The following is a 15,376-nucleotide window of genomic DNA, read 5'->3' on the forward strand; positions in this document are numbered from 1 at the left end:
GAAAGCGGGCATCTGTTTCGGACGGGATAGATAATCAGCGATGATAAATCGTTTCGACGCCCTCTTCGTCATCGTCGTCCCAATCATCATCCCACTCTTCTTCGGCTTCGCTTTCCGCCGTCGCCAGTTGCTCACGGTGATAGTCGTCCCACATAAACTCGACTTTCTCCGGTTCGCTTTCCTCTATCGCCATGGCTTTTGGCTGTACCTTCAGGAAGTTCATCACATCCCAGCACAATGCATTGACGCCTTCGCGATTGGCGGCGGAAATCAGATAATATTTCTCTTCCCAGCCCAGCGCGGCGGCGATTTCCTTGGCGCGTTTCTCAGCTTCGGCTTTGTCAATCAAATCGATTTTATTGAATACCAGCCAGCGTGGTTTTTCAGACAATCCGGCGCTGTATTGCTGCAATTCATTCACGATCACTTTGGCGTTTTCTACCGGATCGGACTCATCGATCGGCGCCAGATCAACCAGATGCAACAGCACCCGGCAACGTTCCAGATGCTTCAGGAAGCGAATACCTAAACCCGCGCCGTCAGAAGCCCCTTCAATCAACCCGGGGATATCGGCGACCACAAAGCTTTGTTCACTGTCCATACGGACGACGCCGAGGCTTGGAACCAATGTGGTAAAGGGATAGTCAGCCACTTTCGGCTTGGCGGCGGAAACGGCGCGGATGAACGTCGACTTACCCGCATTAGGCAGCCCCAGCATGCCGACATCCGCCAGCAACAGTAACTCCAGCATCAGTTCGCGTTCTTCACCCGGCGTACCGTTGGTTTTCTGGCGAGGCGCGCGATTGACGGAAGACTTGAAGCGGGAGTTTCCCAAACCATGCCAGCCGCCTTTGGCAACCATCAGTTTCTGCTGATGGCGCGTCATATCGCCCAGCACTTCGCCGGTGCCCTGATCCAGCACCCGAGTGCCGACAGGCACCTTTATCGTGATGTCTTTACCGCGTTTCCCGGTACAGTCACGGCTCTGACCGTTTTGTCCGCGTTCGGCGCGGAATGACTTTTCAAAACGGTAGTCGATCAGCGTATTCAGGTTTTCATCCGCCAGCAGATAAACGTCGCCGCCGTCGCCGCCGTCGCCGCCGTCAGGGCCGCCATTGGGAATATATTTTTCACGGCGGAAGCTTACGCAGCCATTACCGCCATCACCTGCCACAACCAGAATTGTGGCTTCATCTACAAACTTCATCGATTCTCTCCGCAAAAAACCAATAGAGAATATCTACTTGTTTTAGGCTATTTATTGGTTCTTTTTGGCGTAACCTATTGATTTTAAGGTGTGCAACATACTTCGTCATTCACCATTAAAAACTGACGCGCCAGAACCTGTTCCGGCAAAGGGGCGGATTGTACCCGCTTACCCCAATATTTTCATCTGTATTAAAAATAAACAGTACAGACGGGATGTCAAAACGTCGCCATCATGATGATCTTTACAGGTTAGCGCCGCTTGGTATTTTACACGGGCGACTTACTTTGGCACGACGATGGATACCGGCTCTCTTCTTCCAGGGAAAAAACGGTGCCCGATTGCAGAAAACATCGCCCCGGCCACCACGACCAAAGCGCCGATATACCCTAACAAATTCAGCACCGGCGGCGCAAAAAACGTCGGCCAAACCAATGCCAGCAAATCGGAAAAAAGCAGGGTAAATAACGGGGTGAGCGTAATAACCGCGCTTACCTGCGCCGCCTGCCAACGCGCCATCGCCTCTGCCAGCGCCCCATAACCTATCAGCGTATTGGCGCCGCAAAACAATAGACAAACAAGCTGCCAACCATCAAGTTGCAGAATAACCGCAGGGCGCGCCAATGGCGTAATAAACAGAACGCAAAGCACATAAAGCAGCAACAGAATCTGCTGTGACGTCAGACGGCGCAACAGCACTTTTTGCGCCACGCCGTATGTCACCCACACCGCGGCGGCGCAAACGCCCAGCAATACGCCCAGTGTGTAATCGGTAAGACGCGTGAAGATTTCAATCAGGCTGGCGTTAAAAAACAATACCAGTCCGCAAACCAGCATCACGGCGCCGATAACCTGCGTAATGCGCATCTTTTCTTTTAAGATAAGCACGCTGGCAAACATCATACCGACCGGCGAAAGCTGACCGATAACCTGAGACGCCGTCGGGCTGAGATATTGCAATGACGAACTGAAAAAAACGAAATTTCCCAATAACCCGCAGGTCGCTATCAATAACACAACCCACCACCGGCGCCGCCGGAAAATCCGCAACGGCGGTAATTGTTTTCGTGAAAACAGCACGATCCCCAGACCGAACGAAGCGATGAGGAATCGATACCAAACAATGGTGTACGGCTCCATGACAACCAGAACCTGCTTCATGGCGATCGGCAGCGCGCCCCAGCAAATCGCCGTAATCAGCGCCAGACAGAGACCGATGCCCGTCTGTTGTTTCGTATTCATGTTCGTCTCAGGTGATGACCAGGAAGCAGAATGTAAAAAGCCCCGCAACGAATTGCGGGGCTTAAATCTATAAGACCTGACGCGAAAAATTATTCAGCAACGATACTGATATATTTACGGTTTTTAGGGCCTTTCACTTCAAACTGCACTTTACCGTCAGCCAAAGCGAACAGCGTATGGTCTTTTCCGCAGCCTACATTGCTACCGGCGTGGAATTTGGTTCCGCGCTGACGAACGATGATGCTGCCAGCTAATACAGCTTCTCCGCCGAAACGTTTTACGCCCAGGCGTTTGCTTTCTGAGTCACGGCCGTTACGAGTTGAACCGCCAGCTTTCTTGTGTGCCATTAATCCGCTCTCCTAAATCTTAAGCGCTGATGCCGGTGATTTTCACGTCAGTGAACCACTGACGATGGCCCGCTTGCTTACGGTAGTGTTTACGACGACGAAACTTAACAATCTTAACTTTCTCGCCGCGACCGTGAGCAACAACTTCAGCTTTGATCTTACCGCCATCGACGAAAGGAACGCCGATTTTGATTTCTTCACCATTGGCAACCATCAGAACCTGATCAAACTCAATAGCTTCACCAGTTGCGATGTCCAGCTTTTCCAAGCGAACGGTTTGACCTTCGCTTACTCGGTGTTGTTTACCACCACTTTGGAAAACTGCGTACATAAAAAACTCCGCTTTCCGCGCACTCAACGTATGATTATCCAGAGCGCACTATAAATATTCACAATAGGGCGCGAATTCTACGCAAAAATACTGAGGATGACAAGTGCAGAATCAAACGTTGTGAAGAAAAAGAATACAACGTATTAACTGCCGTTTATCTCTCTCATTTTTCCAGTACAATCTACTCAACAAGTTCCCTCATATGCCGATATGAAACAGCAATCTTACGGCGATGTTGAAGATATTAGCTGGCACAAACAATGAATCTAGAGCAAATCACAGCGTTAACCACTCAGGACATGACCGCCGTTAATGAAGTCATTCTTGAGCAACTGAACTCGGATGTCGTACTCATTAATCAACTCGGCCACTATATCATCAGCGGCGGCGGCAAACGTATCAGACCGATGATTGCCGTGCTCGCCGCCCGCGCGCTCGCCTATGACGGTCATAAGCATATTACCGTGGCGGCATTGATCGAGTTCATCCACACCGCCACCTTACTGCACGATGACGTTGTGGATGAGTCCGACATGCGCCGCGGCAAAGCGACGGCAAATGCAGCTTTTGGCAATGCGGCCAGCGTACTGGTCGGCGACTTTATCTATACCCGCGCGTTTCAAATGATGACCAGCCTGGAGTCGCTGCGCGTACTGGCGCTGATGTCCGAAGCCGTCAACGTGATAGCCGAAGGCGAAGTACTACAGTTGATGAACTGCAACGATCCCAATATCACCGAAGAAAGCTATATGCGGGTCATTTACAGTAAAACCGCACGATTGTTCGAGGCTGCCGCCCAATCATCGGCGATTCTAGCCGGTGCGACGCCGGAACAGGAAAAAGCATTGCAGGATTACGGCCGCTATCTGGGCACGGCGTTTCAGCTAATTGATGATTTACTGGATTATAACGCTGACGGCAAAACGCTGGGTAAAAATACCGGCGATGACCTTAATGAAGGCAAACCGACCTTGCCTTTGCTGCATGCGATGCATAACGGCAATGCGGAACAAAGCGCCATGATTCGCCAGGCGATTGAAAACGGCAACGGACGCCACCTGCTTGATCCCGTACTTGCGGCCATGCAGCAGTGCGGTTCACTCGACTATACCCGTCTGCGCGCAGAGGAAGAGGCGGATAAAGCGATTGCAGCGCTGCAATCGTTATCGGAAACCCCCTTCCGCATTGCGCTTGAGGGGCTAGCTCACCTGGCAGTGCAACGTGATTTCTGACAACGTCGCCTTGTGGTGATTAGCAATTATGCTGTCTGGTCATCGGCGACATCATCCAGACGAGACAGCATAGCTAAGGTGCCTTCACGCAAAATAAAATTAATCAACCGGGATTGTTCGCTTTCCGAAAGCTGATGAAAAATATGAATCCATGACGCCAGCAATGCGGGTTCTTTTTTTGCCTGATACTCCAGCACCTCGCTTTCTTTCAGCAACAGCGAATCTTTCACCTCATCAGGCAAACTGCGGATGGAATACTCAACGCCGCGCCCTTGAACACCTTTGCGCCGCCTTCTCTCCCAACCGTCCTCGCGGGCCCGTTTGTTTAATCCCTGCGGAGTTTTAGGCAGCCCGCCCACGCCAATCAGTTCATTAGTCGCAAACCACTCTTTGTCCATACTCACTACTCCTTGTTTATTCCTGAGGCAACGCCGGTCGCGCGCCCCAAAAGTTTCCATATAATAGACTATAATTACCTAAACATCTAACGTTCACGCGTTATTGGTATCACTAAAGCTGTAAACGGCGCGCCATCGCAGGCATTCCATATGAATCATCAGGAAAGAGTAAAAACAGAGGAATAAGGCGTATCGCCATCTGAACAGATGGCAATAGAAGGCCGGCATTTACTCGGCGATCCTATCTGGATCGGCGTTCTCAGTAGACACGCCCAGCTGGCTCAGCGTGGCGGAGACGCCGACTCTCAAAATATAGCCAATCAGCTCGTCTCTTTCTTTTTCAGAGAGTTGATAATATATCTGCAACCAAACGGCCAGCGTGGCGGGCTGTTTTACGGAATATGCCGGGGAATCGCTTTCGAGTAATAAGGATTTTTTTACCGTATCGGGAAGACTATGAATCGAATACTCCACACCTCTCCCCTGAACGCCTTTACGACGGCGCTTTTCCCATCCATCTTCACGAGCGCGTTTATTCAATCCCTGTCTTGATTTCGGGAGGCCGCCGACACCAACCAGCTCGCTGGTAGCAAACCACTCTTTTTTCATAGCCTTTCATCCTGATAGTGCCATGCCTAACAAAAACCAATTTATTTGGAAATTAATTGAGAATCTTTTAGAAAATTAATGCTATATTATTTCCAAATAATAGTATCACGTTAGCCTGGCATATAACTCACATTCGTTATTTATACCACTAATACACAGTCGTCTTATAGCAATAAGGGAAGGATTATGACTTTAAGGAAACATGACTGGCATCCCGCTGATATCATTGCCGCCTTGCGCAAAAAAGGCACAACGCTGGCTGCGGTATCACGTGCTGCCGGATTAAGTTCATCAACACTGGCTAATGCGTTGACGCGCCCCTGGCCTAAAGGAGAGTGGTTGATAGCTGATGCGTTGGGGATCCACCCATCAGAAATCTGGCCAAGTCGTTATTATGATCCGGAAACCAACGAGCTTATTGACAGAAAGAAACTGATTCGCCCCCAGTAAAGACAAAAGCCGGAGAGACACTCTCCGGCTTGTAGACTCATGATGACGAAATCGCAGCGTTCATTAGCCTTTTATGAAAGACTCGCCCAGTTCGATATCCTGATTTAGCGTATCCAACATATTCGTGAGCGACGCTTGCTCAAACGCGCTTAACGTACCAATGTCTTTACGTTCAACAATACCCTCTTTACCCAACAGCACAGGCTGAGCAAAGAAACGGGCATATTTGCCGTCGCTTTCTACATAGGCGCATTCAACAACGTTGCTTTCACCCTGCAAGGCACGAACCAGAGACAGGCCGAATCGGGCAGCTGCCTGCCCCATCGACAAGGTCGCCGATCCGCCGCCGGCTTTCGCTTCCACAACTTCGGTACCGGCATTCTGGATGCGCTTTGTCAGGTCGGCGGCTTCCTGCTCGCTGAAGCTTACGCCGGGGATTTGCGACAGCAAAGGCAGAATCGTCACGCCGGAATGGCCGCCGATAACAGGAACATTGATGTCCTGCGGTTGTTTGCCTTTCAGTTCAGCCACAAACGTATTAGAACGGATGATATCCAGCGTGGTGACGCCGAACAGTTTGTTTCTGTCGTAAACGCCCGCTTTTTTCAACACTTCGGCGGCGATAGCCACTGTCGTATTCACCGGGTTGGTGATGATGCCAATGCAGGCTTTGGGGCAGGTACTGGCGATTTGCTCAACCAGATTGCGCACAATCCCGGCATTTACATTGAATAAATCTGAACGGTCCATACCCGGCTTACGGGCCACGCCAGCAGATATCAACACGATGTCGGCGCCAACCAGCGCCGGGGTCGCGTCTTCGCCGCTATAGCCTTTGATTTTGACTGCGGTAGGAATATGGCTCAGATCAACCGCAACGCCCGGGGTTACCGGAGCAATGTCATAAAGCGATAATTCCGAACCTGAAGGAAGCTGGGTTTTGAGGAGGAGCGCAAGGGCCTGACCAATACCGCCTGCTGCACCAAGAACTGCAACTTTCATCCTAAACTCCTTATTATCGTAAAGTACAAAAATTTTGTGAATTCATATAATTATAGAATTAACACTAGAAGAAAAAATGAAGCGCATTTACTTACCGTCAACGGATAGCGCTTAAAGACTGAAAATATCCTATGTCTCTAATAATAAATCAAAAACGGCTAATAATTTGAAAGGTAAGTAAAGTTAATGGGCTTTTGAGTTAAAAATGCGGCGCACATTTATGGCCAGTCAACTAGGGGACTACATTACACCGATCGTCGGTCTGCAAACAACATCATTCTGATAACATTTGGTTCACTTTTATGTGACCTGCAACACAGTTTTCAGACTCGCCGGCTTGGCGGAATTTTTATTTTTTTATTCATCCGGATCATAACGGATGAACGGCGCTATTATACGCATTATGATTGCATAAAAATTCACTTATCTGCATAATAACGACACAAATAACCCTATGAATCCGGTGCAGAATGCGTAACACGACAAAACAGGAAGACTTAGTTAAGGCGTTCAAAGCGCTGCTGAAAGAAGAAAAGTTCAGCTCTCAAAGTGAGATCGTTCAAGCTTTGCAAGATGACGGATTTGAAAACATCAATCAGTCCAAAGTCTCACGCATGCTGACTAAATTTGGTGCGGTACGGACACGTAACGCCAAAATGGAAATGGTTTACTGTCTGCCCGCCGAGCTTGGCGTTCCCACCACCACCAGCCCACTCAAGAATCTGGTGCTGGACGTCGACTTTAATGATGCCGTAGTGGTTATCCATACCAGCCCGGGCGCAGCGCAGTTGATCGCGCGTTTGCTCGACTCGTTGGGTAAATCAGAAGGGATTCTCGGCACCATCGCGGGCGATGACACCATCTTCACCACCCCAGCCAGAGGGTTCAGCGTCAAACAGCTTTACGAGGCTATTTTGGTGCTGTTCGAGCAGGAACTGTAGCCGAACAGCCGTAACAACATCGCCCGCGCCTTGATGATGTTGATGAAAGCCGCGATGTCGCCAGCGACGCGGGCTATGGATGATTCGGCTTAAATGGCCGGCAATTCAGCCAGCGGCCAGCGCGGTCGCACCGTGATGCCGAGTTCCCGCCGTTCTCCCTGTTGCAGGCGAACCGTTCCCGCGTAAGCGATCATGGCGCCATTATCCGTGCAAAACTCCGGCCGGGCATAAAATACCGCCCCGCCCCGTTTTGTCATCATCTCGCCCAGACGCTGACGCAGCGTACGGTTGGCGCTCACGCCCCCGGCTATCACCAGCCTTTTGAAGCCGGTTTCATCCAGCGCACGACGGCATTTTATCGCCAGCGTATCCACCACCGCATCCTCGAAAGCTCGGGCAATGTCCGCCCGGGTTTGTGCATCATCATCGTTATTGCGGATCGTATTGGCCGCGAAGGTTTTTAAACCGGAGAAACTGAAATCCAGCCCGGGGCGATCGGTCATCGGACGCGGGAACGTAAAACGCGCGGCGTCGCCGGCCTGAGCCATTTTTGACAGCATCGGCCCGCCCGGGTAATCCAGCCCCAGCAATTTTGCCGTTTTATCAAACGCCTCGCCCGCGGCATCATCGATTGACTCGCCAAGCAGCCGATACTCGCCGATGCCGGTGACGCTGATTAGCTGCGTATGACCGCCGGAAACCAGCAACGCCACAAAAGGAAATTCAGGCGGATTGTCTTCCAGCATCGGCGCCAGCAGGTGCCCTTCCATATGATGCACCGCGACCGCCGGAACATTCCAGGCAAACGCCAGCGAGCGGCCTATCGTCGCCCCGACCAACAGCGCCCCCACCAGTCCGGGGCCGGCAGTATAGGCCACGCCGTCAATATCACCGGCTTTCAAATCCGCTTCGCGCAGCGCCGCCTGGATCAACGGCACCGTTTTACGGACGTGATCGCGTGAAGCCAGTTCGGGAACGACGCCGCCATAATCCGCATGGAGTTTTACCTGGCTGTACAACTGATTAGCGAGTAAACCGGCCTGAGTGTCATAGATGGCCACGCCGGTTTCATCACAGGATGTTTCGATACCCAATACGCGCATTGCTGTTCCTACTTTATATTACGGTGCAAGCATCCCGACGATGCAGCTTGCTTCATACGGCAGATAGTCTACCATAAGCCCCCCGGTTTCTGCGCTGACGGTGCGCTGAGCGTTTTATGATCGCCCAGCCCTTTACAAGGACGCCCTGTTTGCAGTAGAATTCCGCACCATTTTGAAAAGGCTGGCACAAGGCCAGCGGCAAACCGAATTTATTAAGGTGAGAGGCACATGCCGGTAATTAAAGTACGTGAAAACGAGCCGTTCGACGTAGCTTTGCGTCGCTTCAAGCGTTCCTGCGAAAAAGCAGGTGTTCTGGCCGAAGTTCGTCGTCGTGAGTTTTATGAAAAACCGACAACTGAACGTAAACGCGCTAAAGCATCCGCGGTAAAACGCCACGCGAAGAAGTTGGCTCGAGAAAACGCACGCCGCACTCGTCTGTATTAATTTTCAGGAGGGCTTCCTCCACCGCGTGATTAATCCGCAGACTTAGTAGTTGCATACGAAGGCCGTGCATTTCCGCAAGGAATGCGCGGCTTGTTGTCGTTTATAAGCTATCGTTAACAGGGGCTTATGGCTGGACGAATTCCACGCGTATTTATTAATGACCTGCTGGCTCGCACCGACATCGTCGATCTTATTGACGCGCGCGTCAAACTGAAAAAGCAGGGCAAGAATCACCATGCGTGCTGTCCGTTTCACCACGAAAAAACTCCCTCGTTCACCGTAAACGGCGACAAGCAGTTCTACCATTGTTTTGGCTGTGGCGCACACGGTAACGCCATTGACTTTTTAATGAATTACGATCGTCTCGAATTCGTTGAAAGCATTGAAGAATTAGCCACCATCTATGGTCTTGAAGTGCCGTATGAAACCGGCACCGGGCCAACCCAGTTTGAGCGTCATCAGCGGCAAAGCCTGTATGAACTGATGGGGCAACTGAGTTCGTTCTATCAGCAAACGCTAAGCCAGCCTGTCGGCGCTCCCGCGTTGCAGTACTTGCAACAGCGAGGATTGAGCGCCGAAGTAATTAGTCATTTTGCGATTGGTTTCGCGCCGGCCGGCTGGGATAACGCCTTAAAGCGTTTCGGACGCAATAATGACGATCGCAGCACATTGAACGATGCCGGCATGTTGGTGACTAACGATCAGGGCCGTACTTACGATCGTTTCCGTGAACGCGTGATGTTCCCTATCCGGGATAAGCGGGGGCGGGTCATCGCATTTGGCGGACGGGTATTAGGCGATGGCGTGCCGAAGTATCTGAACTCGCCGGAAACGGAAATTTTCCATAAAGGCCGCCAGCTCTATGGCCTGTATGAAGCGCAGCAAAACCATCCGGAACTGAAGCGGTTGCTGGTGGTTGAAGGGTATATGGATGTCGTCGCCCTGGCGCAGTTTGGTATTGATTATGCGGTTGCGTCGCTGGGAACCTCCACCACAGCCGATCATATTCAGTTACTCTTTCGCGCCACCGATCAGGTCGTCTGCTGTTACGACGGCGACCGGGCCGGGCGGGAAGCGGCATGGCGGGCGCTGGAAACCGCGCTACCCTATTTAAATGACGGCCGTCAGTTACGCTTTATGTTTCTGCCGGATGGCGAAGATCCCGACACGCTGGTGCGCAAAGAAGGCAAAGCCCTTTTCGAACAGCGAATGGAGCAGGCTTTGCCACTGTCGCAGTTTATGTTTGAAACGCTGCAACAGCAGGTGGACATGAGTTCTCCTGATGGACGCACGAAGCTCAGCACGTTGGCGCTGCCCTTGATTGGTCAGGTGCCAGGTGAAACGTTACGCTTATATTTACGCCAGCAGTTGGGCAATAAGCTGGGTATCCTGGATGACAGCCAGTTAGACAGGCTGTTGCCCAAAGTGGCTGAACATGCTCAGCCCTATCAGCCTCCGCAGCTAAAAGTCACAACTATGCGTATACTTATAGGGCTATTAGTTCAGAACCCAAGACTTTCAGCGGAAGTTCCCGAACTGGCGCTGGAAGACATAGAAGAGAGCAAAGTGGCTGGCCTGTCCCTGTTTCAGGATCTGGTTAAAACCTGCAACGCCAGCCCCGGAATGAATATGGGTCTGCTGCTTGAGAAATATAGAGACAGCAAATACCGGAAGCAACTTGAAACCATGGCTTCCTGGAACCATATGATCGAAGAAGATGAGCTGGACGATAAGTTCAGAATAAGCCTGGCGGAACTCTACGATCAACTGTTGAAACAACGTCAGGAAACATTAATCGCCCGTGAGAGAACGCACGGGCTTAACGCCAAAGAAAGAAAAGAGCTTTGGTCGTTGCAACTGGCCTTAACCAGAAAAAACTGATTATTGCGGCTTAATTGCCGATAAATAGCAGGGTCGAGCCCTGCAAAGAGCCGCTACGGGGTCCGCGGCGATAAGAAAAAATGCCCTAATGCTATTGTTGGCATATTACGCCGACCGACACCAACCCAAATACTCTGAAGTGTGGATACCGTCTTATGGAGCAAAACCCGCAGTCACAGCTAAAGCTACTTGTCACCCGTGGTAAGGAGCAAGGCTACCTGACCTATGCTGAGGTCAATGACCATCTGCCGGAAGATATCATCGACTCCGACCAGATCGAAGACATCATCCAGATGATTAATGACATGGGCATCCAGGTGATGGAAGAAGCGCCGGATGCGGATGATCTGTTGCTGGCAGAAAATACCAATGACGCAGACGAAGATGCGGCAGAGGCTGCTGCTCAAGTGTTATCCAGCGTTGAATCGGAAATCGGTCGTACCACCGATCCGGTTCGTATGTACATGCGTGAAATGGGTACCGTCGAATTGCTGACGCGTGAAGGCGAGATCGATATCGCCAAACGTATTGAAGACGGTATCAATCAGGTTCAATGTTCTGTCGCAGAGTACCCGGAAGCGATTACCTATCTGCTGGAACAGTACGATCGTGTTGAAGCCGGCGAAAGCCGCTTATCCGATCTGATCACCGGATTTGTCGATCCCAACGCGGAAGAAGACATTGCGCCAACCGCGACGCACGTTGGCTCTGAGCTTTCCAGCGAGGAGATGGATGACGACGATGACGAGGAAGAAGAAGATGACGACAGCGATGACGATAACAGCATCGATCCGGAACTGGCCCGTCAGAAATTTACTGAATTGCGTGAGCAATATGAAACGACGCGTCAGGTCATCAAGACCCACGGTCGCAGTCATGCAAAATCGGCACAAGAAATTCTGAATCTGTCTGAAGTCTTTAAGCAATTCCGCCTGGTGCCCAAACAGTTTGATTTCCTGGTCAGCAGCATGCGCTCCATGATGGACCGCGTTCGTACTCAGGAACGTCTGATCATGAAACTGTGCATCGAACAGTGCAAAATGCCGAAGAAAAACTTCGTCACCCTGTTCGCCGGCAACGAGACCAATGACTCCTGGTTTAGCGCAGCCATTGCGATGGCTAAACCGTGGTCTGAAAAACTGCATGACGTAGAAGATGACGTCAAACGCAGCTTACAGAAGTTGCATCAGATCGAAGAAGAGACCGGTTTAACCATTGAGCAGGTTAAAGACATCAACCGTCGTATGTCGATCGGCGAGGCGAAAGCCCGCCGCGCCAAAAAAGAGATGGTTGAAGCAAACTTACGTCTGGTTATTTCCATCGCCAAGAAATATACCAACCGCGGCTTGCAGTTCCTCGACCTGATTCAGGAAGGCAACATCGGCCTGATGAAAGCGGTGGACAAGTTTGAATATCGCCGTGGTTATAAGTTCTCAACCTATGCGACCTGGTGGATCCGTCAGGCTATTACCCGCTCGATCGCCGATCAGGCGCGCACTATCCGTATTCCGGTACATATGATTGAGACCATCAACAAACTCAACCGTATATCGCGCCAGATGCTACAGGAAATGGGACGTGAGCCGACGCCGGAAGAGCTGGCTGAACGTATGCTGATGCCGGAAGACAAGATCCGTAAAGTGCTGAAGATCGCCAAAGAGCCGATTTCGATGGAAACCCCGATTGGTGATGACGAAGATTCGCATCTGGGTGACTTTATCGAAGACACCACGCTGGAGCTGCCGCTGGATTCCGCCACATCGGAAAGCCTGCGTTCGGCAACGCACGACGTATTGGCCGGTCTGACCGCGCGTGAAGCGAAAGTGCTGCGTATGCGTTTCGGTATCGACATGAATACCGACCATACGCTGGAAGAAGTCGGCAAGCAGTTTGATGTCACCCGTGAACGTATTCGTCAGATCGAAGCGAAAGCGTTGCGTAAACTGCGCCACCCAAGCCGTTCAGAAGTGCTGCGCAGCTTCCTGGATGATTAACCGATATCCAGATTGTCGTCTCTGAAAATAACCCCGGTCTCCCGGGGTTATTTTTTGTCGCAGCCTTTTGCCCAGCGCTTATCGGCTGGCGTGTAATGCCTGATACAACGCCTGATAAGACGCGACCAGCGACGCCAGCGTAGCGCGGTTCAGCCCGCTGGGATTGGGCAGTACCCACACCTGAGTTTCGCCAATCGTCAACGCCTGACGTCCCCATGCGACCTTATTAACACCAAACGCCTGACTGAACGCCTGCTTTCCCAGCACCGCAAGAGCCTGCGGCTGATAACGCCTCATCTTTTCAACAATGGCTTCACCGCCCTGCAAGAGTTCATTGCGCGCCAGTTCGGTCGCTTCTGTCGTCGGCCGCTCCACCAGCATGGTGATCCCGCATCCGGTATCCAACAAATGCTCCTCCTCCTGTGGCATGAGCAAACGTTCGGTAAACCCGGCCTGATAAATCACCTTCCAGAAGCGGTTACTGGGATTGGCAAAATGGTAGCCATGATGGGCCGTCGATAATCCCGGATTGATGCCACAGAAAACAACCTGAAGATTTGTTGCCAGAATATCCGCGATCATACTGCCTCTTTACGCTATGTTTTCCGCTGTTATCGCAAAATCTGACAATAATAACAACAAGCTATCTTGCATAGAAAACAGCCATCCAGCCGACCAACTATAGACCTTCCCCTGCACATTACCGTATAATCGTCGCCCGTCCGGCCCCTTAGCTCAGTGGTTAGAGCAGTCGACTCATAATCGATTGGTCGTTGGTTCAAACCCAACAGGGGCCACCAGCATTTCAAGGAGTTAGATGAGAAATCGTCTGACTCCTTTTTCGTTTTATATGAATTGGGTCAGGTAATGGATCAGGTAAGGAATTGCCTCCCTGCCCTCTTCATCTCGCTGCCAGCATCCCCGGATAGTGCTTCACTACGATATCATTCATCTTTTCTGTCAGGTCGCCCCGTTTAAAAGTGATGTGCGCAGTTCCCTTCTGAAAGTAACGAATGCTAAAAAACTCATCTTCGTAAACATCCTTCGAAGGGTTGTCCCGAATATGATCCATCAATCGGATAGTAACATCGCCACGGTTGTCGGGAATCGGTTTGCCATCAAGCAGAAACAGCATTCTTTCCAGGTCCGCCAGTTGATCCCGCCGCCAGCCCCAGTTTAAGCTAAAGCCCCAGCGGTTATGCGTCACCAGATTGTTGACGATGATCTTTTTGCCGAAGCTGCATGGGCTATTGGTTTTGTAATCCCACGACAGCCCTTTGAATATGTTGATGATGCCACGCTCAAAGACATCCATTTTGTTCAGATGTAGCTGCTCAAACGTAGTGAGTATATTCGCCAAGCTGATTGCAGGGAGGTCTCCCTCCTCCAGGTTCTTATGCCACTGGTCACGGGCCTCAGCATCCATCAAGGCCATCATGCCGGATTTCAACATCCATAAAAGCAAACACACCTGCCGGGAGTGGCAAGACGCATTATGCGATGAATAAAAAGAGTGGAAAGTGCGGAGATAAAAATCAGGAATGGCGTCTGCTCCTGCCAACTGAAACCCTTACGATCAGTGCGTACCAGTTCATAACGTTCCACCAGGAAATTCACTGCATCGGCAAGTGTTATTCCCGCTTCAATATGTTCCTGAATGGCTGCGTCGTTATGGAAGGGCGTGTCGTTGAGCGTGAGACCGTAATGGTACTCCAGCAGATACGTTAAGCCTTGCACAGGCGACAGGCGTGACGAAACCGGCACCGTGGCCGGTACTGATGAAATGCGCATGGGTTAAGTCCTGATAAAAGAAGAAGAGTGAGGCCGTTACTGGGTTGCTGAAGCTTGAGGATAAATAGCGATATAAACGTAACCGCAACTGGCACAGGTATCTGCTATGCAGGTGAATTCAGCAAGATGGATGGTCACCTGATGTTACTATGATAACCAGCGACGACTGGGGAAGTTATGCCAGAGAAGTGCCGAAGGAGAAGCACCTGAAAGGAAAGATTTTTACGCAACGGATTGAGCGTAATAATCTGACACTCCGTACCCGAATCAAACGTCTGGCACGCAAAACGATTTGCTTCTCACGCTCCATCGAGGTCCACGAAAAAGTCATCGGCTCCTTCATCGAAAAGTATATGTTCTACTAATTAGATGCATCATCCATGAATTATTATAGAACAGTAATT

The 15,376-nt window shown here is 51.0% G+C and carries 16 protein-coding genes, 1 tRNA gene and 3 pseudogenes; 8 read left to right on the plus strand and 12 right to left on the minus strand.

Annotation, left to right across the window (positions count from 1 at the left end; all coding sequences use genetic code 11):
• Positions 1-34: 34 nt before the first annotated feature.
• The 4 genes from cgtA to rplU form a co-directional block, all read right to left on the minus strand.
• A complete protein-coding gene (cgtA, locus tag HOY33_RS10490) occupies positions 35-1,207 on the minus strand; it encodes an Obg family GTPase CgtA (protein ID WP_172290171.1) in 1,173 nt (390 codons plus the stop codon).
• 282 nt (positions 1,208-1,489) lie between these two features.
• Positions 1,490-2,449 (minus strand): DMT family transporter, encoded by a 960-nt coding sequence (locus tag HOY33_RS10495; RefSeq protein WP_172290172.1) that lies wholly within the window; start codon positions 2,447-2,449, stop codon positions 1,490-1,492.
• Positions 2,450-2,538: 89 nt separating this feature from the next.
• Positions 2,539-2,796 carry a 50S ribosomal protein L27 gene (gene rpmA / locus HOY33_RS10500; RefSeq protein ID WP_109491399.1) on the minus strand — a complete coding sequence of 86 codons (258 nt, stop codon included), beginning with the start codon at positions 2,794-2,796 and terminating at the stop codon, positions 2,539-2,541.
• A 19-nt stretch (positions 2,797-2,815) separates the two neighbouring features.
• Positions 2,816-3,127 carry a 50S ribosomal protein L21 gene (rplU, locus tag HOY33_RS10505; RefSeq protein ID WP_009114476.1) on the minus strand — a complete coding sequence of 104 codons (312 nt, stop codon included), beginning with the start codon at positions 3,125-3,127 and terminating at the stop codon, positions 2,816-2,818.
• A gap of 260 nt (positions 3,128-3,387) precedes the next feature.
• On the opposite strand from rplU, the gene ispB reads away from it, so the two are divergent.
• Positions 3,388-4,359, plus strand: a complete 972-nt coding sequence (ispB, locus tag HOY33_RS10510; RefSeq protein ID WP_172290173.1) for an octaprenyl diphosphate synthase — start codon at positions 3,388-3,390, stop codon at positions 4,357-4,359.
• A 26-nt stretch (positions 4,360-4,385) separates the two neighbouring features.
• Here the strand turns inward: ispB and HOY33_RS10515 are convergent, their stop codons facing one another.
• Positions 4,386-4,757, minus strand: a complete 372-nt coding sequence (locus HOY33_RS10515) for a DNA-binding protein (protein WP_172290174.1) — start codon at positions 4,755-4,757, stop codon at positions 4,386-4,388.
• A 228-nt stretch (positions 4,758-4,985) separates the two neighbouring features.
• Entirely contained in the window at positions 4,986-5,366 is a 381-nt protein-coding gene (locus HOY33_RS10520; RefSeq protein WP_172290175.1) for a DNA-binding protein, read from the minus strand.
• A 186-nt stretch (positions 5,367-5,552) separates the two neighbouring features.
• Here HOY33_RS10520 and HOY33_RS10525 point away from each other — a divergent pair, with 186 nt between their 5' ends.
• The gene (locus HOY33_RS10525; protein WP_172290176.1) at positions 5,553-5,816 is read left to right on the plus strand and encodes a helix-turn-helix transcriptional regulator; all 264 of its coding nucleotides are present in this window, start codon (positions 5,553-5,555) and stop codon (positions 5,814-5,816) included.
• A 63-nt stretch (positions 5,817-5,879) separates the two neighbouring features.
• Here the strand turns inward: HOY33_RS10525 and mdh are convergent, their stop codons facing one another.
• A complete protein-coding gene (mdh, locus tag HOY33_RS10530; RefSeq protein WP_172290177.1) occupies positions 5,880-6,818 on the minus strand; it encodes a malate dehydrogenase in 939 nt (312 codons plus the stop codon).
• 470 nt (positions 6,819-7,288) lie between these two features.
• Here mdh and argR point away from each other — a divergent pair, with 470 nt between their 5' ends.
• Positions 7,289-7,759: a transcriptional regulator ArgR gene (gene argR / locus HOY33_RS10535; protein ID WP_172290178.1), complete on the plus strand. Its 471-nt coding sequence runs from the start codon at positions 7,289-7,291 to the stop codon at positions 7,757-7,759.
• A gap of 89 nt (positions 7,760-7,848) precedes the next feature.
• Here argR and tsaD read toward each other — a convergent pair whose 3' ends face one another.
• The gene (gene tsaD, locus HOY33_RS10540) at positions 7,849-8,862 is read right to left on the minus strand and encodes a tRNA (adenosine(37)-N6)-threonylcarbamoyltransferase complex transferase subunit TsaD (RefSeq protein WP_172290179.1); all 1,014 of its coding nucleotides are present in this window, start codon (positions 8,860-8,862) and stop codon (positions 7,849-7,851) included.
• Positions 8,863-9,090: 228 nt separating this feature from the next.
• Here tsaD and rpsU point away from each other — a divergent pair, with 228 nt between their 5' ends.
• From rpsU to rpoD, 3 genes are all read left to right on the plus strand, one after another.
• Complete coding sequence (rpsU, locus tag HOY33_RS10545) at positions 9,091-9,306, plus strand: 30S ribosomal protein S21 (RefSeq protein ID WP_001144069.1); 216 nt, start codon at positions 9,091-9,093, stop codon at positions 9,304-9,306.
• Positions 9,307-9,432: 126 nt separating this feature from the next.
• A complete protein-coding gene (gene dnaG / locus HOY33_RS10550) occupies positions 9,433-11,187 on the plus strand; it encodes a DNA primase (RefSeq protein WP_172290180.1) in 1,755 nt (584 codons plus the stop codon).
• Between the two features lie 155 nt (positions 11,188-11,342).
• Positions 11,343-13,181: an RNA polymerase sigma factor RpoD gene (gene rpoD / locus HOY33_RS10555; protein ID WP_172290181.1), complete on the plus strand. Its 1,839-nt coding sequence runs from the start codon at positions 11,343-11,345 to the stop codon at positions 13,179-13,181.
• A 78-nt stretch (positions 13,182-13,259) separates the two neighbouring features.
• Here rpoD and mug read toward each other — a convergent pair whose 3' ends face one another.
• Positions 13,260-13,763 (minus strand): G/U mismatch-specific DNA glycosylase, encoded by a 504-nt coding sequence (gene mug, locus HOY33_RS10560; RefSeq protein ID WP_172290182.1) that lies wholly within the window; start codon positions 13,761-13,763, stop codon positions 13,260-13,262.
• A gap of 142 nt (positions 13,764-13,905) precedes the next feature.
• Here mug and HOY33_RS10565 point away from each other — a divergent pair.
• Positions 13,906-13,981 (plus strand) — tRNA-Ile (locus tag HOY33_RS10565).
• A gap of 101 nt (positions 13,982-14,082) precedes the next feature.
• On the opposite strand, the pseudogene HOY33_RS10570 reads toward HOY33_RS10565, so the two are convergent.
• The 3 genes and pseudogenes from HOY33_RS10570 to HOY33_RS10580 all read right to left on the minus strand — a co-directional run.
• A pseudogene (locus HOY33_RS10570) lies at positions 14,083-14,634 on the minus strand (DUF4942 domain-containing protein); the annotation flags it as partial.
• Entirely contained in the window at positions 14,628-14,972 is a 345-nt protein-coding gene (locus HOY33_RS10575; protein WP_172290183.1) for a TA system toxin CbtA family protein, read from the minus strand. The gene HOY33_RS10575 and the pseudogene HOY33_RS10570, both read right to left, overlap by 7 nt.
• A gap of 36 nt (positions 14,973-15,008) precedes the next feature.
• Positions 15,009-15,116, minus strand: a pseudogene (locus HOY33_RS10580) (type IV toxin-antitoxin system YeeU family antitoxin); the annotation flags it as partial.
• Between HOY33_RS10580 and HOY33_RS10585 the strand changes: the two are divergent.
• Positions 15,116-15,337, plus strand: a pseudogene (locus HOY33_RS10585) (IS1 family transposase); the annotation flags it as partial. The pseudogenes HOY33_RS10580 and HOY33_RS10585 overlap by 1 nt on opposite strands.
• Positions 15,338-15,376: the final 39 nt, after the last annotated feature.

The sequence above is a fragment of the Brenneria sp. hezel4-2-4 genome (assembly GCF_013155275.1).
Lineage (GTDB): Bacteria > Pseudomonadota > Gammaproteobacteria > Enterobacterales > Enterobacteriaceae > Brenneria.

Bases quoted from the DNA above. Each gene is read 5' to 3' on its own strand.
- cgtA (WP_172290171.1), bottom strand. From the start codon at position 1,207: ATGAAGTTTGTAGATGAAGCCACAATTCTGGTTGTGGCAGGTGATGGC.
- HOY33_RS10495 (WP_172290172.1), bottom strand. From the start codon at position 2,449: ATGAATACGAAACAACAGACGGGCATCGGTCTCTGTCTGGCGCTGATT.
- rpmA (WP_109491399.1), bottom strand. From the start codon at position 2,796: ATGGCACACAAGAAAGCTGGCGGTTCAACTCGTAACGGCCGTGACTCA.
- rplU (WP_009114476.1), bottom strand. From the start codon at position 3,127: ATGTACGCAGTTTTCCAAAGTGGTGGTAAACAACACCGAGTAAGCGAA.
- ispB (WP_172290173.1), top strand. From the start codon at position 3,388: ATGAATCTAGAGCAAATCACAGCGTTAACCACTCAGGACATGACCGCC.
- HOY33_RS10515 (WP_172290174.1), bottom strand. From the start codon at position 4,757: ATGGACAAAGAGTGGTTTGCGACTAATGAACTGATTGGCGTGGGCGGG.
- HOY33_RS10520 (WP_172290175.1), bottom strand. From the start codon at position 5,366: ATGAAAAAAGAGTGGTTTGCTACCAGCGAGCTGGTTGGTGTCGGCGGC.
- HOY33_RS10525 (WP_172290176.1), top strand. From the start codon at position 5,553: ATGACTTTAAGGAAACATGACTGGCATCCCGCTGATATCATTGCCGCC.
- mdh (WP_172290177.1), bottom strand. From the start codon at position 6,818: ATGAAAGTTGCAGTTCTTGGTGCAGCAGGCGGTATTGGTCAGGCCCTT.
- argR (WP_172290178.1), top strand. From the start codon at position 7,289: ATGCGTAACACGACAAAACAGGAAGACTTAGTTAAGGCGTTCAAAGCG.
- tsaD (WP_172290179.1), bottom strand. From the start codon at position 8,862: ATGCGCGTATTGGGTATCGAAACATCCTGTGATGAAACCGGCGTGGCC.
- rpsU (WP_001144069.1), top strand. From the start codon at position 9,091: ATGCCGGTAATTAAAGTACGTGAAAACGAGCCGTTCGACGTAGCTTTG.
- dnaG (WP_172290180.1), top strand. From the start codon at position 9,433: ATGGCTGGACGAATTCCACGCGTATTTATTAATGACCTGCTGGCTCGC.
- rpoD (WP_172290181.1), top strand. From the start codon at position 11,343: ATGGAGCAAAACCCGCAGTCACAGCTAAAGCTACTTGTCACCCGTGGT.
- mug (WP_172290182.1), bottom strand. From the start codon at position 13,763: ATGATCGCGGATATTCTGGCAACAAATCTTCAGGTTGTTTTCTGTGGC.
- HOY33_RS10575 (WP_172290183.1), bottom strand. From the start codon at position 14,972: ATGCGCATTTCATCAGTACCGGCCACGGTGCCGGTTTCGTCACGCCTG.